The 19,834-nt window shown below is 61.7% G+C and carries 18 protein-coding genes and 2 pseudogenes; 10 read left to right on the top strand and 10 right to left on the bottom strand.

Going from position 1 to position 19,834, the window contains the following annotated elements:
- Positions 1 to 152: 152 nt before the first annotated feature.
- Positions 153 to 1,586: a GTP pyrophosphokinase gene (locus QM609_RS28530; protein WP_283337639.1), complete on the bottom strand. Its 1,434-nt coding sequence runs from the start codon at positions 1,584 to 1,586 to the stop codon at positions 153 to 155.
- Positions 1,587 to 1,669: 83 nt separating this feature from the next.
- Positions 1,670 to 2,998: an MFS transporter gene (locus QM609_RS28525; protein ID WP_283337638.1), complete on the bottom strand. Its 1,329-nt coding sequence runs from the start codon at positions 2,996 to 2,998 to the stop codon at positions 1,670 to 1,672.
- 532 nt (positions 2,999 to 3,530) lie between these two features.
- On the opposite strand from QM609_RS28525, the gene QM609_RS28520 reads away from it, so the two are divergent.
- The 3 genes from QM609_RS28520 to QM609_RS29330 are packed head-to-tail and all read left to right on the top strand — an operon-like array spanning position 3,531 to position 4,283.
- Positions 3,531 to 3,743, top strand: a complete 213-nt coding sequence (locus QM609_RS28520) for a helix-turn-helix transcriptional regulator (RefSeq protein ID WP_283337637.1) — start codon at positions 3,531 to 3,533, stop codon at positions 3,741 to 3,743.
- Positions 3,736 to 3,879: a hypothetical protein gene (locus QM609_RS28515; RefSeq protein ID WP_283337636.1), complete on the top strand. Its 144-nt coding sequence runs from the start codon at positions 3,736 to 3,738 to the stop codon at positions 3,877 to 3,879. Before QM609_RS28520 ends, QM609_RS28515 begins: the two co-directional genes overlap by 8 nt.
- Positions 3,876 to 4,283 (top strand): HNH endonuclease signature motif containing protein, encoded by a 408-nt coding sequence (locus QM609_RS29330; protein WP_502942728.1) that lies wholly within the window; start codon positions 3,876 to 3,878, stop codon positions 4,281 to 4,283. Before QM609_RS28515 ends, QM609_RS29330 begins: the two co-directional genes overlap by 4 nt.
- 89 nt (positions 4,284 to 4,372) lie before the next feature.
- Here the strand turns inward: QM609_RS29330 and QM609_RS28510 are convergent, their stop codons facing one another.
- Positions 4,373 to 5,782: a recombinase family protein gene (locus QM609_RS28510; protein WP_283337640.1), complete on the bottom strand. Its 1,410-nt coding sequence runs from the start codon at positions 5,780 to 5,782 to the stop codon at positions 4,373 to 4,375.
- A gap of 85 nt (positions 5,783 to 5,867) precedes the next feature.
- On the opposite strand from QM609_RS28510, the pseudogene QM609_RS28505 reads away from it, so the two are divergent.
- Positions 5,868 to 6,056 (top strand): annotated as a pseudogene (locus tag QM609_RS28505) (MBL fold metallo-hydrolase); the annotation flags it as partial.
- A gap of 28 nt (positions 6,057 to 6,084) precedes the next feature.
- Here the strand turns inward: QM609_RS28505 and QM609_RS28500 are convergent.
- Complete coding sequence (locus QM609_RS28500) at positions 6,085 to 6,651, bottom strand: DUF2716 domain-containing protein (protein WP_007736270.1); 567 nt, start codon at positions 6,649 to 6,651, stop codon at positions 6,085 to 6,087.
- 245 nt (positions 6,652 to 6,896) lie between these two features.
- On the opposite strand from QM609_RS28500, the gene QM609_RS28495 reads away from it, so the two are divergent.
- The 3 genes from QM609_RS28495 (at position 6,897) to QM609_RS28485 (ending at position 10,789) form a co-directional block, all read left to right on the top strand.
- Positions 6,897 to 7,829 carry a DoxX family protein gene (locus tag QM609_RS28495; RefSeq protein WP_050656523.1) on the top strand — a complete coding sequence of 311 codons (933 nt, stop codon included), beginning with the start codon at positions 6,897 to 6,899 and terminating at the stop codon, positions 7,827 to 7,829.
- Between the two features lie 132 nt (positions 7,830 to 7,961).
- Positions 7,962 to 10,244: a HelD family protein gene (locus QM609_RS28490; RefSeq protein WP_050656522.1), complete on the top strand. Its 2,283-nt coding sequence runs from the start codon at positions 7,962 to 7,964 to the stop codon at positions 10,242 to 10,244.
- Between the two features lie 83 nt (positions 10,245 to 10,327).
- The gene (locus QM609_RS28485; protein ID WP_042923009.1) at positions 10,328 to 10,789 is read left to right on the top strand and encodes a DUF732 domain-containing protein; all 462 of its coding nucleotides are present in this window, start codon (positions 10,328 to 10,330) and stop codon (positions 10,787 to 10,789) included.
- 1 nt (position 10,790) lies between these two features.
- On the opposite strand, the gene QM609_RS28480 is transcribed toward QM609_RS28485, so the two are convergent.
- The 3 genes from QM609_RS28480 to uvrB all read right to left on the bottom strand — a co-directional run bounded on the left by QM609_RS28480 (position 10,791) and on the right by uvrB (position 14,515).
- The gene (locus QM609_RS28480) at positions 10,791 to 11,243 is read right to left on the bottom strand and encodes a universal stress protein (RefSeq protein ID WP_003944055.1); all 453 of its coding nucleotides are present in this window, start codon (positions 11,241 to 11,243) and stop codon (positions 10,791 to 10,793) included.
- Positions 11,244 to 11,431: 188 nt separating this feature from the next.
- Complete coding sequence (locus tag QM609_RS28475) at positions 11,432 to 12,307, bottom strand: SCO6745 family protein (RefSeq protein ID WP_021344388.1); 876 nt, start codon at positions 12,305 to 12,307, stop codon at positions 11,432 to 11,434.
- 45 nt (positions 12,308 to 12,352) lie between these two features.
- The gene (uvrB, locus tag QM609_RS28470) at positions 12,353 to 14,515 is read right to left on the bottom strand and encodes an excinuclease ABC subunit UvrB (RefSeq protein WP_007728743.1); all 2,163 of its coding nucleotides are present in this window, start codon (positions 14,513 to 14,515) and stop codon (positions 12,353 to 12,355) included.
- A gap of 86 nt (positions 14,516 to 14,601) precedes the next feature.
- On the opposite strand from uvrB, the gene QM609_RS28465 reads away from it, so the two are divergent.
- Positions 14,602 to 15,120: a ribonuclease FAU-1 family protein gene (locus QM609_RS28465; RefSeq protein WP_003944071.1), complete on the top strand. Its 519-nt coding sequence runs from the start codon at positions 14,602 to 14,604 to the stop codon at positions 15,118 to 15,120.
- A 4-nt stretch (positions 15,121 to 15,124) separates the two neighbouring features.
- Here QM609_RS28465 and coaE read toward each other — a convergent pair whose 3' ends face one another.
- A complete protein-coding gene (gene coaE / locus QM609_RS28460) occupies positions 15,125 to 16,339 on the bottom strand; it encodes a dephospho-CoA kinase (RefSeq protein WP_047272286.1) in 1,215 nt (404 codons plus the stop codon).
- 159 nt (positions 16,340 to 16,498) lie between these two features.
- Here coaE and QM609_RS28455 point away from each other — a divergent pair, with 159 nt between their 5' ends.
- Entirely contained in the window at positions 16,499 to 16,714 is a 216-nt protein-coding gene (locus tag QM609_RS28455) for a hypothetical protein (protein WP_003944056.1), read from the top strand.
- Between the two features lie 179 nt (positions 16,715 to 16,893).
- On the opposite strand, the gene rpsA is transcribed toward QM609_RS28455, so the two are convergent.
- The gene (rpsA, locus tag QM609_RS28450) at positions 16,894 to 18,381 is read right to left on the bottom strand and encodes a 30S ribosomal protein S1 (protein ID WP_003944095.1); all 1,488 of its coding nucleotides are present in this window, start codon (positions 18,379 to 18,381) and stop codon (positions 16,894 to 16,896) included.
- Between the two features lie 337 nt (positions 18,382 to 18,718).
- Between rpsA and QM609_RS28445 the strand changes: the two genes are divergently transcribed.
- The gene (locus QM609_RS28445) at positions 18,719 to 19,564 is read left to right on the top strand and encodes a class I SAM-dependent methyltransferase (RefSeq protein ID WP_050656536.1); all 846 of its coding nucleotides are present in this window, start codon (positions 18,719 to 18,721) and stop codon (positions 19,562 to 19,564) included.
- 3 nt (positions 19,565 to 19,567) lie between these two features.
- On the opposite strand, the pseudogene QM609_RS28440 reads toward QM609_RS28445, so the two are convergent.
- Positions 19,568 to 19,834: pseudogene (locus tag QM609_RS28440) on the bottom strand (hypothetical protein); the annotation flags it as partial.

The following is a 19,834-nucleotide window of genomic DNA, read 5'->3' as shown; positions in this document are numbered from 1 at the left end:
GATCAGGGCGGAAGGATTCTCATAACTTGCGGGTCACTTCACGGGGGTCATGCCACGACCGACGATTCTTTCGAAGTAAGCGCCCTTCAGGCTCGCGCCCTTGAATATTCGATCAACAGCCGTTTTGCCGTCGTCACGAGAGCACTCTTGAGTTAGTCGATGACGGGAAACACCTGATCGCCCGCCCTGAAAACACGCACGTGCCCTTCCGGCATCCGACGGACAAGTTCGGCCATCAGCCATTCGGAGTATGAGCGCCCAAGGTTGGTCGCAACATAGATCGGGATATTTCCGGACTGGACGACTCGCGGATTCGTATGGTCTGGAAGATCGCTCCGATTCAACGCGATCGCGCCCTCAATTTGGACAGCGTCAGGTCCGAGTTTTTCTGCCGCGATGCGCGTCAGATCTCGCACTGCTCGTGCCGCTGTTATCGGTCTAGTGGCGTTTCGCCCCTCGACGTCCAACACGTAAATCGCGAACTTGCCGTCAACTCGCCGGAGTCTCAACCTCAGCAGTTGCTGGCGGACCTCATCGGGAGCGGCCGCCTCTACGTAGCTACGAGAGAACGCTGCGAGCAGCTCATCGTCAAGCTGGCGCGCAGCAGAAACCGCTGCGGGATAGTCCATCAGGGCTGCGACGTCTTGGCCGTCGGTTCGGGCCAGTGCCTTTTCCAACCCGGCGAGGGTATTCACATCAAGGCGGCCCAGTTGATCAAGCAACTCCCGCATTACCTCATGGCTGCCTGGCTCCGAGTTCGGGTACCGAACCTTCATGAACTCCGTCAGGGTGGCTGGATCCAGCGCCCGATCATCGCGTTCGGTCAAAACCAACGTATCCGTGTCATCGTCACCCGCGGCCGCGGCCGCGGCCGCGGCCGCGGTGTCTGTCGGCAGCAAAAGTTCGTCAATCTCGTTGAACACCGTGTCGAGGTAGCGTCGCAAGCCACCTGCTTCAATGAATCGCTGGTCGATCTGCTTTCGGGCCCCTTCGCCGAGATCCTTGTATGCGGGCGATTTGTATCGCACGTCGTGCTCGTACTCCGCCCATGCATGGCCAGCTACAGTCCGGATTTGCACCTCAATGCCTGGTCGCAGACGGAAATGGGTCGCCAGGTCCGGATACCGAGCGCTCAGGTGTTGAGCACCTATCGACGTAACAACGAGGTGGTCACTGTCGTAACCGTTGCGCTTTTTGTGTCCGGGGTTCTCGTGGTCACGAGTCACGCATCGGGTTAGCAGCAGGTCGACGAAGTCCTGTCTCGCACGTGTGGTGTAAACGATCACTCTCGCGGCGACGCAATCGTCGATCTCGGCGCGTGGATTCTGATACTTAAACTCGCCGTGCTCGTTCTTGCGCGAACACTTATCCATATACGATGCAAGTTTCTTCGCCCGGGTTTCGATCGTGTGCACTGGAATTGTCGCCTCGGTCGATAGTTCGTAGAGGTAATCGCGCATCTGATCGGCGGTCCGCTTCAAAACATCCTGTTCTTGGGCGAACTCCCAAACGTGTTGAGGAACCGTTTGAGTGGGCGTGCTCGAAGACTGCGGGTGCTTATCGGCCGCGGGTTCATTTCCGATCATAGAGGGAGCTTGCCACGCCGACCTCTCCTTTTACGAACCTTCTGTCAACCAATGTCCTTGAGTCGCTGGAGAACGCCGATGCTTCAATCTTCTCTGCAATCACTCCTGCGGACACCGGTGATGGTCTGAGTTTCAGTCCTAGTAGTTCGATGGTGCTGTCGGCGGGGCGTCGAGAGCGCTAGTGCGAGAACGCCGAGCGCGGACAGCGTCGATCCTGCCGCGAGGCTGACTGTTGTGGTGGTGATTTGGGCGATCAATCCGGCTCGGGCGTTGCCCAGTTCAGGACCAGCGATCTCGACGATGTGGTCAAGAGCGCTGATCCGCCCCCGGTGAGTGTCGGCTATTTGTCGCTGAACAATCACTCCTCGGGCGACAACGCTGACGGTATCTGCCGCACCGGCGATGGCCAGAACACCGAGGGCCGCAGTCAAATGTGGGACGGCGGCGAGTGCCAACAAGGAGAACGCCCAGATCAAGGCGGCTCCGAACATCAGTGCCGCCGGCCGGCGGGAGTGCGCGAAGTATTTCGACGCTGCGCCCGCCAGGATGCCGCCGAGCGCCAGAGCGGCGAACATCAGGCTCAACGTGTACGTCTGACCGCCGAAACGTTCGGAGTTCAGAGCTGGGAACAGGGCGGTAGGCATGGCAAGGATCGTGGCATTGAGATCGACCAGGAACGCCCTGCGTAAGGCCGGTGTTCGCCATCCGATTCCTACGCCGCTCAGCAGGCCGTCAGAGGTGCGTCGTGGTCGCGGGGTGCGGGGCTGTGGAGGCGTGCGCGGTAGGCGGAAGATTCCATAGACAGCCGAGGCTGCCAGTGCTGTCGCGAGCGCGAAGCACCCCGCGACCCCGTGTGTGGCGGCGACGATTCCGCCGATTGCCGGTCCGAGCAGCACGCTGAGTTGAAAGGAGGTTGCGGTCAGCGCCAACCCTCTACCCCATGTATCGACTGGTAGGAGCGTGACGACCAAGGCTTTGCGGGCTGGAGAACCCACGGATGATGCGGCGGAGAGTAGGGCGAGGAGGCAGAAGATCACCGCTGGTGAAATGTCGGGGCTCAGTGCTGCCGCTGTCATGGCGACCAAGGCGATTGCCTGGCCGAATGTGCTGGTGAGAGCGATGGTGCGGCGATCGATTCGGTCGGCGAGCATGCCACCGACAAGTGCGAACACGATGATCGGTACTGATTTAGCGAGACCGAGCATCCCCATCCACAGCACACTGCCGGTGGCGTCCCATATCGCTATGACGGCAGCGAAGGAGGCGACCTGGGCCGCGATCGCAGTGAGTGTGGTGCTCGTCCAGAGCTTGCGGAACATTGGCGACTGCACCAGAGGCGAGGGACGCCGGGCCGGAGCGCCTTGAGGGTGGTGTCGTTGTTTCCATGTCACGCGTGGCGACGGCCTGGGCATGTCTGATCTCCGATATCGCTTGCGCGAGAACGAGACCAATCTGCACTGACACTAGGAGCCCGGGCAGGAATGATCCCGGGCCTCGCTGGGGTGTCAGCTAAAAAGGGCGCGCCGGGTATCCGGCGCTGCTGTGCACATTTGAATCGTGACCATGGTCAAGGACAGTAACAATGTCCGCGTCCTTGCGTCGGTTGAGCGCCACACCTACGGCGTGCCCACACCATGGGTGTGCAGAGGTGCCGGATGCCGCGTCCGTCTGCGTGAGTACGTTTCTGCAATGTCTGGTCCGCCCATGACGGTTGGGTGGGCGTTCTCTGTTGGAGATTGGTAGTGGTTTCCACTGATCAACATCGCGCACAGGACATCGCACGGCCTCTCGGCATTCAGTGCCTTCAGTGTTGAGGGTCGTCGAGGGTGCAATAGAGGCAGTCAGTGCACCAAGCTGTCTTTTGGTTCACCTCGGCAGAGAATTGACGAGCAGGACATTCAGTTCAGTTCGGTCACGGCCACCGCAGGCCGCAAGGAAACCGTCATGCCCGAGAATCACTGTCAGAATCAAGTGCTCACTCCGCTCGACGTTGAGGCCGAATTCCGTATTCCCCGGAGCACCCAGAAAAAGCAACGGGCCCTCGACACGTTCGCCCCACACTTCCGGATCGGCCGCCGCGTCTATTACCGCCGAAGTGCTTTGGTGGCGTGGATTGCTAAGCAGGAACAACAAACTGCCGGTGATCACCGTGGGTGAAGCCAAGGAAGAGACGATTCAGGCAATCCGCGTCAGGGCCAACAAGATCGCGATCGAAGCCCCGCCTTTGTCCAACGCGCAGATCGTTCGTCTACGGGCGATCTTCGGGCACGCAAATCGCAGGCTCGCTAAATGACCGCCGCGGCGCTGGCTCCCGCAGATCGATTCTGGGACAAGATCTTGAATTCTCCAGGCGATTGCTGGCTATGGGGCGCATGCCGGGATCGCGACGGTTATGGACAGTTTTGGGACGGCAATCGACAAGTCCGTGCGCACAGGTGGGTGTTCGACTTCTTGGTCTGTGCGATTCCAACCGGTCTAGTGCTGGATCATCTGTGTCGCGTTCGGGCCTGCGTCAATCCGTACCACCTGGAGCCGGTCACAGCAGCCGAGAACCTTCGGAGGTCACTTCGGAGCGATATCCAGACGAACTGCATCCAGGGGCATCCGTGGACGGTTGAGAGCACTTACACCCGCCCCAACGGAACGAGGCTGTGTCGGGTATGCCGCAGGACGTCCCGACAACCTCCTAATCATTGACACGCAAGTCGGCCAGTGGAACGCACCCCGGCAAGGTCCTGTCAGTCGCGGGGTCCGGTGGGGCTCGAACCGCGGTATGCCGATGTCATTCAATCGACGACGGGTTCGAGCCCCAGCCATGTGATGTCTATGCTGTCCGGCTTGAATCCCGGCCCGCCGCGAGCCCTGTTGATGACGACCTGGAAGCTCAGGGCGTCCAAGATCGCCCTCTGCTGCGAGATATTTAACGACCCCCAAGCCTCCCGAATGTCGGCGGCCCGAATCAGATCGTTAACAACGGTCGGAACCGCCACAGAGGGCTGTGCCTGCAGCTCCGCCTCCTCTATGCGGGGGCGGAGCTGTGCTGTGATTCGTGCCAATTGCTCCGTATCGATCTGACCCGAGGCATAGGCATCTGCCGCACCATCCAGCCGCGCGCGTAGTCCAACCACCGCCTCTCGCGCTGCCGCAGATTCAACGTCATCAGTGTCGAAGATCGCGAGAGCATCGGACCTCGATAGCCGCGCGCATACGGTCGACACAACCAGTTCGTCGACCCACGCCTCACGTCTACCGACGCAACCCCGGTCCTTACAGACATAGAGCGAGGTCTTCTTGCCCTTAGAGCCCTTTCGGGAGACCGCCAACACCCCACCACAGACACCACACTTGCCGATGCCGAAGGTCAAGAGATGCGTACGGGCCGCTGCCTTTTGGGTCCGCCGCTTTGGGTCGGCCAGGAGTGCTTTGACCTTGGCATGGTCCCCTACGTCGACGATTGGTTTCCACGCGGCAGAATAGGTGTTACTGCCATGCCGTCGGATGCCGACATTGAGGTCCCGGATGGCAAGCTTGCGGACCGACGATGGGATCCACATACCGCCCAGTGGTGCCTCGATTCCTGCCTCGTTGAGGTTGGCCGCGATCGCCCGAATCGTGACTCCGGCCAGCAGGTCACGGACGATGCGACGTACCACTTCAGCGGTGTCCTCGTTGATCACGTCCTTCCAACTAAGGACCCGCCCCTGCGCATCTCGGGAGTACTCACGAGTCCAGCCATAGGCGCATGCGCCATTCGCCCGGCCTTCTTCCGCTCGCTGTTGCGCAGCGCGGCTTACTCGTTCAGCCTTAATCTCGGATTCTGCGGTGTCGAACTCGCCGAGGATTCCCGCGTACATGCGACCCGCAGCACTTGTCAGATCGAGATCTGAGCCCTTGACAAGGGCGACACCGACCCGAGCCTCCGAGAGCGCGCCGATCGCAGCGGCACGTTCCTGACGAGAACGCCATAGACGAGACAGGCCATAGGCGATGATCTGGTCGAATTCACCTCGATCCGCAGCGGCCATCAATTCCTGATAACCGGGACGTTCCTTGCCCTTAAGCGCCGAAATGTCGTTATCGGAATACCTGGCTACCACCTCCCACCCACGAGCCGCCGCAAGTGCTTCGCAGTCCTCCCGTTGCCGCGAGACGCCGTACTCGAGACCGCGCGGATCCTCCGAAATACGGGCATAGATTGCGCTGCGAAGACGCGTTGACGTTGCCTTTTCGATTGTCAGGGGAACTCCTCCAGCTCACGTCCATCTTACCCTTTAACGACACTCGCTCTTCCCCGGCGGAGTAGGCAAGACCGCTGACCCCGAGAAGTTCACTTCTCTGCTCGACGACGTGGAAAACAAGCTGTTCGGAAGGTACGACGACGCGACCGTCGTCTACCCCGGGCATGGCAAGGACACGACGCTCGGCGCCGAGCGCCCGCACCTGGCGGAGTGGCGCGAACGCGGTTGGTGACGTTTCACCTGTTCCGTACTGGACCCCGCTAACCGACTTGGCTGTCGACCTGTTCACCGTTGACGCGAAGTCGCGGAAGCCAGGTCGACAGAGTCCGGCCGAGTCCTTCGACCATCCGTTCCCCGAACACACACAGCGTGCGTTCCCACGGATGGCCGAAGGTCCCTTCCGTGAAGTCGTCCCGACTGAATATGTAGTAGTCACCGTTCGGATAGACCGGGACACGCCACTCCGCAAGCTCCTTCGCAGCAGCGTGTGCCTCCGCGTCGAAGGTGTAGCCCGGATGCTGCCAATCCAGAACGACGAAGTTGGGATCGTCGTTCCAATCGGTGACAAAACAGCGCAACGCTTCGGCGTTGATCGCATCCACGCGAGCGGCCCACGCCCCTGGAGTCGCAGCTGGCGCCGCACCCAAATCGAAGACCACGGACGGGATGGGCTCGGCGATAGCGGGCCGAGATCGTGCGTCGATTCCGGGCGTGAACCCAAAGCGGTCACGAAAGACCGCCCAGTTTCTCTCGTTCTCCTCGTCCGACAGCTGTCCCCAGCCGGTGGGAAGGGTCGAGCCGAAATTCTGAGTCATCTTGGTGGTCACAACACCATCGTGCTCGAACGGTGAGCATACTGTGACACCTTCGAACACGCCGTATGCGGATACGCGGTAACGGATACTTCAGAACGGTGCGTCCGGATCAGTGGAGAAGTCATCGTCGCAGTACAGCGCGCTTCGGCGACCAGGAATCCGTCGACCGGGTCAGGCGTGCCGGGATCGCCGAACCGGACCAATTCCTTGTGAGATCGCTAGGGTGGAAAACGAACCTACATCGGGAGGCTTGAAACATGCTGGTACGTCGAATTGCTCGTCCACTGCTTTCCACGATCTTCATCGCCGGGGGAATCGATGCTTTGCGCAACCCTGCTCAGCGAGCAGCCAAAGCGTCACCGCTGATCGACAAATCCGTCGAGACGCTGTCAGGAGCAGTGACGCAGAAGGTGCCTGCTGATCCGGAAACACTCGTCAAGATCAACGCCGCCGTCCAGATCGGCGGCGGTGCCCTGCTGGCCACCGGCAAGGCGCCGCGGCTCGCGTCGTTGGTGCTCGCGGGGAGCCTGGTACCGACCACGCTTGCCGGTCACGACTTCTGGAACGAAACCGATCCGTCACTGCGAGCGATGCAGCGCACCAACTTCATCAAGAACGTCAGCTTGCTCGGCGGACTGATGATCGCCTCCGTCGACACCGAGGGCAAGCCGTCGCTCGGCTGGCGCGGCCGTCGCGCCGCGAAGAAAGCCCAGGCGTCTATCGCCGCGGCACTTCCGTTGGTCGCATCGCAGACCGATCACACGAGCGATCGCGTCGAGCATGCTCTGTCGGTGGCGTCCGAACGCGGTTCCGAACTTGCCGAAACCGCGAAGGCGCACGGCACGGATTGGCTCGAACTTGCGAAGGAGCGCAGCTCCGAGTTCGCGGAGATCGCGAGCAAGCGTGCCGCGGAATTCGGAGAGGTCGCCAAAGAACGCGGCCCGGACATCCTCGAAGTCGCGCAGAAGCGCGGCTCCGAACTGGCCGAGACCGCACGTGAGCGCAGCGCCGAACTGGCAGAGCTGGCGAGCAAGCGCAGCTCCGAGTTCGCCGAACTCGCGCTCGAAAAGAGCAACGAGTGGGCCGAAACGGCGTCGGAGCAAACCGAGGTGCTGGGTAAGCGTGCCCGCAAGCGCGCAGAGAAGGCGCTCGAAAAGGCTCGCGCCAAGAAGGACGAATTGACGCACTGAGTGCACTGAAAGACACGGTCAGGCCACCTTCGGGTGGCCTGACCTGTATCTATGCGGCAGTTCATCTGGGGGAACTAGACTGTCTTGGCGCTTTTGCAGCGCGTGAATTTCTCATCAAGCCTAGGAGATCCTTTGCCCGACGCGGACCCGTCACTGAACGAGCAAGAGCTCGAGCAGCAGTACGTGACGATGTTGTACTCCCGTCTCGACGATCTTCGAAAGTATGCCCAAACTCGCTTGAGCACGGTCCTCCTCGAGACCGGCGGAACCCCGCAAGCACGCAGTGAACGCGAATCCTTCAACGCCATGTACACCGAGGATCTCGCCAAGTACGACGCAGCCGAGAACGGAATGTGTTTCGGACGCATCGACTTCGACGACGAGCGACGCTACGTCGGCCGACTCGGAATTCTGGACACCGACAACGACTACGAAACGCTACTGCTCGACTGGCGAGCTCCGATGGCACGCCCGTTCTATCTGGCGACGCCCGCGGCACCTGAGGGCGTGAAGCGGCGACGCCATATTCGCAGTCGGAGCCGCACCGTCACCGGCATCAACGACGAATATCTGGACCTCGACGCAGCCCGCGCCGCGGGCGTGGTGACCGAAGCCGGCGGCGTCGCCGGTGAGAGCGCTCTCCTGGACGCTCTGAACGCAGCGCGTACGGGTCAGATGAACGACATCGTCGAGACCATTCAGAGTGAGCAAGATGCCATCATCCGCTCCGAGCACAAAAGCGTTCTGGTGGTCCAGGGCGGTCCGGGTACCGGCAAAACCGCAGTCGCCCTTCACCGTGCCGCCTTCTTGCTCTACACCTACCGCCAGCAACTGGCCAAGGCCGGTGTTCTCATCATCGGGCCGAACGCGACGTTCCTCGACTACATCAGCCAGGTCCTTCCTTCACTCGGTGAGACCGGAGTTCTACTCTCGACGATCGGGGACCTGTACCCCGGAGTGCGTGCGACTCGTACGGATTCCCTCGCCGCCGGTGAGATCAAGGGTTCCCTCGCGATCCTCGACGTACTCAAGAACGCCGTCCGGGATCGGCAGGAAGTTCCGTCGAAGCCGATAACCCTTCGATTCGACACGTACGACTTGAAACTGGATCGCAAGACTGTCACGAAGGCGCGCGGGCGTGCTCGGTCGTCGCGTCGCCCACACAACCTGGCGCGCCCGATCTTCGTGGCAGCAGTCATCGAGGCGTTGGCACTGCAGATGGCCGAACTCATCGGCGGAAACCTCGTCGACGGTGGGTCACTCCTCAGTCGGGACGACATCGCCGACATTCGCGACGAGATGCGTGAGGACCCGGACATCATGTCCGCCATCGCGAAGCTGTGGCCCGAATTGTCGCCGCAGCAAATCCTCGCGGAACTGTGGACGTCGCCGGCGCGGTTGGCCAAGGCAGCACCGCAACTCGACGACGCCCAACGCGACGAGCTTCTGCAGAGCGTCGGACCGGGTTTCAGTGCGGCCGATGCTCCCCTGCTCGACGAACTGGCCGAGATTCTCGGCGTCGACGACGCCGCCGAACGCGAACGCGCACAACGTGAATGGCGCGCGCAGATCGCCGACGCCCAGGGCGCCCTCGACATCCTCACCGGGTCTGCACCACAGGATCTCGAAGACGAGATGGATCCCGAGATCTTGATGGCGTACGACTTGATCGACGCCAGCCAACTCGCCCAACGCCACGATCAGGGCCAGCGCCAGACCACGGCGGAACGCGCTGCCGGCGACCGGACGTGGACCTACGGTCACGTGATCGTCGACGAAGCCCAAGAGCTCTCCGAAATGGCGTGGCGAATGCTGATGCGGCGCATACCGAATCGCTGGATGACGTTGGTCGGCGATACAGCCCAGACCGGGGATCCGGCGGGAACCTCGTCCTGGCAGAAGATTCTCGAGCCTTACGTCGCCAAGCGCTGGAAGCTCACCGAACTGACCGTCAACTACCGAACTCCTTCGGAGATCATGGATGTCGCGCACCGTGTACTCGAAGAGATCGACCCGGAGCAATCCGTGCCCCGGTCGGTACGCGACAGCGGATTCGCGCCGTGGGCGCTCAAGACCACGGCCGAAGAATTGGAATCGACCGTGCGCCGTTGCATCGAGTCCGAGTCGCATCCCGGTATCACCGCAGTGATCGCCGGTTCCGAGGTCGTTGCCGATCTGGCGGGCATTGCGAGTGACACCGTAAGCGTCCTGTCCGTCAAGGACGTCAAGGGACTCGAGTTCGACACAGTGTTGATCGTCGAACCTGCCGACATTCTCGACGAGTCACCACGCGGAATGAACGACCTCTACGTCGCATTGACCCGCGCTACCCAGAGGCTCGGCATCATTCACGTCGAGTCGCTCCCCTCGGTTCTCGACGGCGTCGAAGCAGCAGAGTTGGCCTTCGATTCGTGAGCATCACGGAGTAGGTTCGTGCGTGACACCACGAATGGTGGTGTCACTCCAATTTGTGTCGACGACTGAAGGAATGACCCCTCGTGCTTGGCCTGCCCGCAAGTTCCGCCGCACCCATCCGCAAGATCGCTCGCGTGGTGATCGGCGTCGGGATGCTTGCGGCGGTGACAGCCGGTTGCTCAGAGGATGATTCGAGTTCGACGGCTGCTGCAGGCAGCGACGACATCGCTGCTGTTGCTGCCGCACCGACCGAAACACCGGTAGACGAGGCAGAAAGGCTGCGGGCGGCGCTTGCGTCTACCGGGGTCACGCCCACCTTTTCCGACGACATGTTGCAGGCGCTCGGTGACGGCGTCTGCCAGCAGCTCGCGGCCGGAACGGATCGAGCGATGATCATCGCGAATCTGCGGGCGGTATCGCTGAACGGAGCAAGCGAACCAATGGTCACCTCCGGAAACGGCTCGGCCGCATCGACAACACCCCCCAGCGCCGATCAGCTGGCTGAGGTGTTCGTCGATGCGGCCGAGGCCGACTACTGCCGGTAGTTCAGCGAACGGTGTGCACGATCAGGACATCGGACGTCGCCTTGCGAGCGGCATCGGAAGGCACCGATCCGAGTAGACGCCCGGTCAACGTGTTCAATCCGCGATTTCCGACGACCAGCAAGTCGCCCTTCACCTCGTCGAGCAAAGCGAGAAGCGATTCGACGGGAGCGCCGACGACGGCGCGCTCGACAACATCCTTTGCCCCCTGGGCATGTGCGCGCTCACGAGCGGTGCGAAGGATCTCGTAGGTCGGAGCGGAACCGGTGACCTGGTAGGCCTCGTTACCCAACGCATCAGCGGCAGCGCTCACGTCCTTGGGATCAGCCGGGTAGTACGCACACGCGATGACGAGCTGAGCGTCCGAGCCACTGGCAATGGCGGCAGCTCTGTCGACTGCCTTCAGTGACGACTCGGAGCCATCGGTTCCTACGACAACGGTCCGGTAGGCACTCATTCATTCCTCCATGGTTACGGGACGGACGGTACGGCCGGCACCGGGCGCAACGCTGTTGCGCCCGCTCGACAACCGCTGCGCTGACATTAGCGGGATTGTGCCGCGGATAGTGTTATTTGCAGTACACGCCACAAGCCCACAGTGAATGTGATTCTTCGTCACAGACACATTTGTTCGGTGGTGACCACTCAGCGAAGTTTGCCGAAGCGGGGCCCGAACAGCGCCGCCGGAAATACTTCCTGCTCGACCAGGGCGGTACGCCACGGCGTCGCCAATTCCAGCAACCGCTTGGCACCCTCCTCACCCAGCGCATCCCACGGAGCCAAAGCGAGGTCGTCCGTCAGGTCTTCGACGACGTCACGCAAGTCCTGCCCGTCCTCGGTCAGCGCACCGGACGAACGATGCAGCAGTTCGCGGTCCTTCAAACTCTCGACGGCCTCGTCCCACTGTTCCTGCGACCATCCGCGACGAGTCTGCGCGAATTTGCGCTGAAACCCGATTCCCGTCGCGGTGTGCGTGATCAACGCGTCCAGGCCGTTCAATCCCGCGGTCTGAAGGGCCGCAATGTGGCCGTCACCGCGATACTCACGCAGCAGTGTCAGCGCGTGCCAGAAACGCAGGTGCGGCTCGGCCGGCCAGTCGAGCGACGCCCAACCCGCGTACAGAGGGCGGCCGTCCACTCCAGGAATGTTCTGGGCAGCGATCGACACGAGTTCGGCGGCCTCGGCCATGTCCGCCGATCCTGTCACGTCTGCACCGAACAGGCGGACGTACGCCGCGTCGATTGCCCGATACCGCGCGGCGACAACCTCTGTGGGCCTTGCCAATTCCCAGGCACGTGGGATGACACTGGCGATCAATTCAGGATTGAAGTTGAAGAAGGTGGCCGTGACGACAGTCGCGGGTGGAGCGCCGAGCGGAGCTGATCGCCCGGCAAAGTACACCATTCGGCCAGGCTCCAACCCGACGCCGACAAGTTCCTTCTCCGTCTCCGGGACGAAGTACGCCAAGGAATGGAGAAGTTCGAGAGTCCGCGCGGTCTTGCCTGCAGTCTGTGCATCCATACCTGAAACCGTAGCGGTCGAAAGCACGAACGCACGCGAGGCGACCTACTTGAGACCCGCGGCGTCCATTCCTCGAAGCTCCTTCTTCAAATCCGAGATTTCGTCTCGCAATCGCCCAGCCAACTCGAACTGAAGGTCACGTGCAGCGTTCATCATCTGATCGGTGAGTTCCTTGACCAGATCTGCCAATTCGGCCCGAGGCATCGATTTGGTGTCGCGCCCCTCGTACACACCCGCACTGACCGCACGACCGGCCTCACCCTGCGCACGCCGACCACGCGTCGCATTGCGACCCGAACCACCGACGTCCACGGACGCCGCAGTGTCCTCTGCCTCCTCGTACACCTGATCGAGAATGTCCGCGATCTTCTTGCGTAGAGGTTGTGGGTCGACGCCCATCTTCTCGTTGTAGGCGACCTGCTTCTCGCGTCGTCGCTCGGTTTCCTCGATGGCCTGCGCCATGGAAGCGGTGATCTTGTCCGCATACATGTGCACTTGACCGGATACATTTCGAGCCGCTCGGCCGATCGTCTGAATGAGGCTGGTGGAGCTACGTAGGAAACCTTCTTTGTCGGCATCGAGAATCGCGACCAGCGACACCTCGGGAAGGTCGAGTCCCTCACGCAGGAGGTTGATGCCGACCAGCACGTCGTACTCCCCCAGGCGGAGCTGACGGAGCAACTCGACTCGCCGGAGCGTATCGATATCCGAGTGCAGGTAGCGGACGCGAATACCGAGTTCGAGCAGGTAATCGGTCAGATCTTCCGACATCTTCTTGGTCAACGTCGTGACCAGCACACGCTCGTCACGTTCCGCTCGCTCGCGGATTTCGTGAACGAGATCGTCGATCTGTCCCTTGGTGGGTTTGACGATGACCTCGGGATCGATCAATCCGGTCGGGCGGATCACCTGCTCGACGAACTCACCGCCGGACTGACCCAACTCGTACTTACCTGGTGTCGCCGACAAGTAGACGGTCTGACCGATCCGCTGACTGAATTCTTCCCAAGTCAGAGGGCGGTTGTCTGTTGCCGACGGTAGCCGGAATCCGAACTCGACCAGGTTTCGCTTGCGCGACATATCGCCCTCGTACATGGCGCCGATCTGAGGAACCGTCACGTGCGACTCGTCGATGACCAGAAGGAAATCTTCCGGGAAGTAGTCGATCAAGGTTGCGGGGGCAGTTCCAGGGCCACGGCCGTCGATGTGGCGCGAGTAGTTCTCGATGCCGGAGCAGAATCCGACCTGTTTGATCATCTCGAGGTCGTACTGCGTACGCATGCGCAGACGCTGAGCCTCGAGGAGCTTGCCCTTGCCTTCGAGCTCGGCGAGTCGCTCTTCGAGTTCCGCCTCGATGTCCTTGGCGGCACGCTCCATGCGTTCAGGGCCGGCGACGTAGTGCGTCGCCGGGAAGATACGAACCGTGTCGACCTGGCGAACGATGTCACCAGTCAGTGGATGGAGGTAGTACAGTGCCTCGATCTCGTCACCGAAGAATTCGATGCGGACCGCCAGCTCTTCGTACGACGGAATGATCTCGACCGTGTCGCCGCGCACGCGGAACGAACCTCGCGTGAACGCCATGTCGTTGCGGTTGTACTGAACGTCGACGAGCAGACGCAGGAACGCATCCCGCGGCACCTCCACACCGACGTCCAGCTGAATCGAGCGATCGAGGTACGACTGCGGTGTACCGAGGCCGTAGATGCACGACACCGATGCCACCACGACCACGTCCCGTCGTGACAGAAGGCTGGACGTCGCCGAGTGGCGCAGCCGCTCGACATCGTCGTTGACGGACGAATCCTTCTCGATGTAGGTGTCCGTCTGGGCGATGTACGCCTCGGGTTGGTAGTAGTCGTAGTACGAGACGAAGTACTCGACCGCGTTGTTGGGTAGCATTTCCCGAAGCTCGTTCGCGAGCTGAGCCGCCAAAGTCTTGTTCGGAGCCATCACCAGAGCCGGGCGCTGCAGCTTCTCGATCAACCACGCAGTCGTGGCCGACTTGCCGGTACCGGTCGCACCGAGGAGGACTACGTCCTTCTCCCCCTCGTTGATCCGTTTCTCCAGCTCGGCGATAGCTGCCGGCTGATCGCCTGCCGGTTCGTACGGGCTGACGACCTCGAAGCGCGCGTCTGAGCGCTCGATGTCACCAACCGGCCGAAACTCGGAATGCGCGACCACGGGATGTTCGGAAGCAAACGCCATGAAACCAGGGTAAGCGCACCTACCGACACAATGCCCGCTCGTCCGCGTTCAGCCGAAAATGCAGTTCGGCGGTAGGTTCTTCGACCATGAGCGAGGAACGTCCCCACATTCACCGGCCGAAGGTCGAAACCTTCGACATCGCAGCTCGCACCAACGTCGATCCCAAGGGCTTCGTTCGCCCGGTCGAGCACTACCGCGAAGAACCGTGGGGGCTGTACATGGCGCGCCACGCCGACCATCCCCGGTTTCACTACCTGGAGTCCTGGATCATTCCCGAACTCGGAATTCGGGCGTCGATCCTGCACTTCACCCCGGAACACATCCGAGACTGGGATTTCTATGTCGACATCGGCGACTTCATCCGCGGCGACCAGGTCTGGACGTCCGAGGACCACTACCTCGACCTGATCGTGCAGACCGGACGCAGCGTCGAATTGCTCGACGTCGACGAATTGCTCGAGGCGAACACCGCCGGGATTCTCGACCCGAAGACGTCAGAGCGTGCGATGCTGAACGCGGCCCGCGCTATCGAGGGCATCGCCGCCCACGGTCACGATCTCGACGCCTGGCTCACCTCGGTGGGCATGCCGGTCACGTGGCGCTGAGTGGTTAGAGGGACCAGCCTGATTTCTCGGCCCACTCCCATGCCCGGTGGAAAGCGGCGTCGAACCACGGCGTCTTGACTCCCAGGTAGGCATCGATCGCAGCGGCGTAGTCGTCGATGCCGGCGGCACTCTCGGCTGCCTTGACCTTGAGTTCGGCATATTCGGCACGCGCCGCTGCGTCGGCGCGAAGCCAGTCGCGGAACAGGATCGCGAACTGCTGACCTGGCCAACCGTCCACCCGAATGTGAATGTTCGCGCGGCGCCCTGGATCGGCACTCCCGTGGATCCGCTTCGCCCACACTGCCGGATCGGTCTCGCCACCGAGGTACGACGGTTTCGGGTCGTCGGCGACGATGTGCTCGATCCGGGGGAACCCGGCAGCGGCCAGATCTTCCGCGAGGTCGTCGGCAACGCCGAGGTGCTCGACAGTGATCTGAATGTCGATCACGTCCTTGGCATCGAGACCAGGCACTGCGGTCGATCCGATGTGATCGATACGGCGCGCACGGTCACCGGACGCCAACGACAACCGGCCGATGATTCGTTCGGCCTGCGCCGGCCACGACGGGTCGGCTGGAGTCAGCTCGGGCAGTGCGCGCACTACCGTGCCCTCGCGGAGGTTCTTCTCGAAGGGAACAAGTCGATTCGCCCACAAGTCGCGGACCACGTCGTCGAGTGAACCCGGCTCTCCGCTGTTGTCGAGCCACACGTCGGCAACAGCACGACGCTGATCGTCATTTGCCTGCGCTGCGATGCGCGCACGAGCGTCGGATTCAGGCATGCCGCGCGAGCCCACCAAGCGCCGAACTCGTTCCTCCTCGTCGACGTAAACGATGACGACCAGATTGAATGCCGGCGCCATCGAACCCTCGACCAACAGCGGAATATCTTGAACGAGCACTGCATCCGACGGCGCAGACGAAATCTGCTCCATCGTCCGCGCACCGATCAGTGGGTGGAGGATGCCGTTGAGAGTTCCGCGTGACGTGTCGTCGGCAAACGCCAACGACGCCAGCGCGGGTCGGTTGAGGCTGCCGTCCTCGGACAGAATCCCGTCGCCGAATGCATCGACCAGAGCGGCAAGTCCCGGAGTACCGGGCTCGACCACTTCTCGGGCGATCAGGTCGGCGTCGACGATGACGGCTCCCAGTTCGCTGAGGATTTTCGACACTGTCGACTTACCGGCTCCGATGCCTCCAGTGAGGCCAACTCTCAACACACTCGACAGTCTCTCATCTCCGCGCCCGAGAGATTCAGACACGCCTACTGATCGAACACGCCGGGGCGTTCGAGGCTCAAATACCACAATTTCGGTGACCGTGCGGTTATGTTCTAGCGAACGCACCTGTACCTGCACCTTCTCGAGAAAGTGGACGCCATGCGAGCAGATCGCGACCATCACGGTCAGCACCGCCTCGGAATGCCGAACGGCGTGCACTGCATAGAGTTTCCCGAAGTTGCTTTTGCCCTGGCAGAGCACCGTCGTACGTGGTTCACGATGCTCGTGAGCCAAGGCCGACACAGCTTCGCGTCGATGCGTAAGCGCACAGCCGAAGCGACCGCCACCTACTGGGTGCCTGCTCCCGCAAACTGAGTTCTCTTCACGAAGTACGAAATGACCGGCAACCCCTCGGTGCCAGTCATTTTTGTGTTCACTCACTGAATTGATTCTTCGCTCGCAAGTGACACCTGGCAGAGAAAAGAACCCCGCCCCTGCACGTGCAGGGGCGGGGTTCTTCACAGATCTCGCCTGATCAGATCAAGCGGTAATCCTTATGCGTTGCCCGACAGCTTCTCGCGAAGTGCGGCGAGCTGTGCATCGCTGGCAAGCGATCCGCCAGCGGACTCGGCCGGAGCGGAGCCGGCAGCAGCCGGAGCCTCGGCGTCGTCTGCAGCAGCCGTCTCCGAGGAGTAGCCGGCAGCAGCGGTGGCAGCCTCAGCGGCCTCGTCTGCAGCGGTCTTCTCCATCTGAGCGGTGTGCATCTTGTGGCGACGCTCAGCCTCGGCGTAGCGGTTCTCCCACTCTTCACGCTGCTTGTCGAAGCCCTCGAGCCATTCGTTGGTCTCGGGATCGAAGCCCTCGGGGAAGATGTAGTTGCCCTGCTCGTCGTACGAGTCGGCCATGCCGTACTTGGACGGATCGAACTCGGCGTTGTAATCCTCGTTGGCCTGCTTCAGCGACAGCGAGATACGACGACGCTCGAGGTCGATGTCGATGACCTTGACGAGTGCATCGTCGCCGACGCCGACAACCTGGTCCGGAACCTCGACGTGGCGCTCAGCGAGCTCCGAGATGTGAACGAGGCCTTCGATTCCCTCTTCGACGCGCACGAATGCACCGAACGGAACCAGCTTCGTGACCTTGCCGGGCACGATCTGGCCGATGGCGTGCGTGCGGGCGAACTGACGCCACGGATCTTCCTGCGTTGCCTTGAGCGACAGGGAGACGCGCTCGCGGTCCAGGTCGACGTCGAGAACCTCGACGGTGACCTCGGTGCCGACCTCGACAACCTCGGACGGGTGATCGATGTGCTTCCAAGACAGCTCGGAAACGTGAACCAGACCGTCTACGCCGCCCAGGTCCACGAATGCACCGAAGTTGACGATGGAGGACACGACGCCCTTGCGGACCTGGCCCTTCTGGAGCTGGTGCAGGAATTCGCTGCGAACCTCGGACTGAGTCTGCTCGAGCCATGCGCGGCGCGACAGGACCACGTTGTTGCGGTTCTTGTCGAGCTCGATGATCTTGGCCTCGATCTCCTTGCCGACGTACGGCTGGAGGTCGCGGACGCGACGCATTTCGACGAGCGAAGCGGGGAGGAAGCCACGAAGACCGATGTCAAGGATGAGGCCGCCCTTGACGACCTCGATGACGGTGCCCTTGACGGCCTCGTCCTTCTCCTTGAGCTCCTCGATGGTGCCCCAGGCACGCTCGTACTGAGCGCGCTTCTTCGACAGGATCAGTCGACCTTCTTTGTCCTCCTTGGTGAGGACGAGAGCCTCGACCGCATCTCCCACGGAGACGACCTCATTGGGGTCGACGTCGTGCTTGATGGAGAGCTCACGAGAAGGGATGACGCCTTCGGTCTTGTAACCGATGTCGAGCAGAACCTCGTCGCGGTCGACCTTGACGATGGTTCCTTCGACGATGTCGCCATCGTTGAAGTACTTGATCGTGGCATCGATGGCGGCGAGGAAGTCCTCGGCGGAGCCAATGTCGTTAATGGCAACCTGCGGCGAGGTGACGGTTGTGGAGGGCATATGTTGAATTGCTCCGGACGAGTTGTGGTCGGTTGATGGATTTTGTCGGACGAGATGCGCAACTGTGGCGTACAAATGTTGGAAGTACTTTGTGAAGTACTAGATCGAAGTACCCAGCTGCATCAATAACGAACAACCGAATACCGGATCACATTCCACACCGCGGAAGCGCACCGCGAGCTCCCTCGGTCCGACTGATTCCGAGACCTTGGTAAAGATCTCGTATAGACAATCGGTCGGATGACAGACACTCGCGTGAGTAAGACTACGCGTCGGCTATCTTGCCGGGCAAACCCGGGTACCCTGCGCCCGCATCACCCGTTCTACTGTGTTGTTCATGTCTGACGAGCGCCATGCCGCTGCCAATTCCATTCTCGGTACCAGCGGCGTCGGCCGAGTCCGTGTCGATTCGAGTTCCAGCGACCGCGCCAGCCGTGCGTGGTGGGACGCCGACGCCGACGATTACCACCGAACCCACGGCGAGTTTCTGGGCGTCAACAGCGCGGAAGGTGAATTCGTCTGGTGCCCCGAAGGGCTGCACGAGGGCGATCACCACTTGCTCGGCGACATAGTCGACAAAGACATATTGGAAGTGGGTTGCGGCTCGGCGCCGTGTGCCCGATGGCTCGCCGGACATGGTGCTCGGGCCGTCGGTCTCGACATCTCGATGGGGATGCTCGCCCGCGGGCAGGACGCGATGAATGCCGGCGGACCGGCAGTCCCGTTGATTCAGGCAAGTGCGGAACTCCTGCCGTTTGCCGACGGGAGTTTCGACATCGTTTGTTCCGCGTTCGGCGCCGTCCCGTTCGTTGCCGATTCGCAGCGAGTGATGAACGAAGTCGCCCGGGTTCTGCGTCCCGGCGGATCGTGGGTCTTTGCCGTCAACCATCCGATTCGATGGATCTTCCCCGACGATCCCGGGCCGAAGGGCTTGACCGCGACCCTCCCCTACTTCGACCGCACCCCGTATGTCGAGGTCGATGACAACGGAGTCCCCACCTACGTCGAGCATCACCGCACCATCGGCGACCGGGTTCGTGAGATCGTCGCCGCCGGACTTCAGGTGCGCGACATCATCGAGCCCGAATGGCCGGAGTGGTTGGACCGCGAATGGGGACAGTGGAGTCCCCTGCGCGGCCAACTCTTTCCGGGCACTGCAATTTTCAGCGCCGTCAAACCCTGACGGCTACAGCAGCTTCGACAGGAAAGCCTTGGTCCGGTCGTGCTGAGGATTGGCCAGGAGTTCCCGCGGCTCGCCTGCCTCGACCACAACTCCCCCGTCCATGAACACCAACTGGTCGGCGACCTCGCGGGCGAATCCCATCTCGTGGGTGACGACCACCATCGTCATGCCTTCTTTGGCCAACTGCTTCATCACGGTGAGAACTTCACCGACCATGGCATGACCCCCGTGAAGTGACCCGCAAGTTATGAGAATCCTTCCGCCCTGATC

Origin of the sequence: Rhodococcus sp. IEGM 1302 (genome assembly GCF_030056935.1) — a bacterium.
Taxonomy (GTDB): Bacteria; Actinomycetota; Actinomycetes; order Mycobacteriales; family Mycobacteriaceae; genus Rhodococcus_F; species Rhodococcus_F qingshengii.
This window is presented reverse-complemented; position numbering and strand designations above follow the sequence as displayed.

What these genes read in the sequence shown, in the direction of transcription:
- QM609_RS28445 (WP_050656536.1), top strand. Translation starts at nt 18,719, where the DNA reads ATGTCTGACGAGCGCCATGCCGCTGCCAATTCCATTCTCGGTACCAGC.
- QM609_RS28530 (WP_283337639.1), bottom strand. Translation starts at nt 1,586, where the DNA reads ATGATCGGAAATGAACCCGCGGCCGATAAGCACCCGCAGTCTTCGAGC.
- uvrB (WP_007728743.1), bottom strand. Translation starts at nt 14,515, where the DNA reads ATGGCGTTTGCTTCCGAACATCCCGTGGTCGCGCATTCCGAGTTTCGG.
- QM609_RS28455 (WP_003944056.1), top strand. Translation starts at nt 16,499, where the DNA reads ATGCGAGCAGATCGCGACCATCACGGTCAGCACCGCCTCGGAATGCCG.
- QM609_RS28465 (WP_003944071.1), top strand. Translation starts at nt 14,602, where the DNA reads ATGAGCGAGGAACGTCCCCACATTCACCGGCCGAAGGTCGAAACCTTC.
- QM609_RS28475 (WP_021344388.1), bottom strand. Translation starts at nt 12,307, where the DNA reads ATGGATGCACAGACTGCAGGCAAGACCGCGCGGACTCTCGAACTTCTC.
- QM609_RS28480 (WP_003944055.1), bottom strand. Translation starts at nt 11,243, where the DNA reads ATGAGTGCCTACCGGACCGTTGTCGTAGGAACCGATGGCTCCGAGTCG.
- QM609_RS28520 (WP_283337637.1), top strand. Translation starts at nt 3,531, where the DNA reads ATGCCCGAGAATCACTGTCAGAATCAAGTGCTCACTCCGCTCGACGTT.
- QM609_RS28495 (WP_050656523.1), top strand. Translation starts at nt 6,897, where the DNA reads ATGCTGGTACGTCGAATTGCTCGTCCACTGCTTTCCACGATCTTCATC.
- rpsA (WP_003944095.1), bottom strand. Translation starts at nt 18,381, where the DNA reads ATGCCCTCCACAACCGTCACCTCGCCGCAGGTTGCCATTAACGACATT.
- QM609_RS28525 (WP_283337638.1), bottom strand. Translation starts at nt 2,998, where the DNA reads ATGCCCAGGCCGTCGCCACGCGTGACATGGAAACAACGACACCACCCT.
- QM609_RS29330 (WP_502942728.1), top strand. Translation starts at nt 3,876, where the DNA reads ATGACCGCCGCGGCGCTGGCTCCCGCAGATCGATTCTGGGACAAGATC.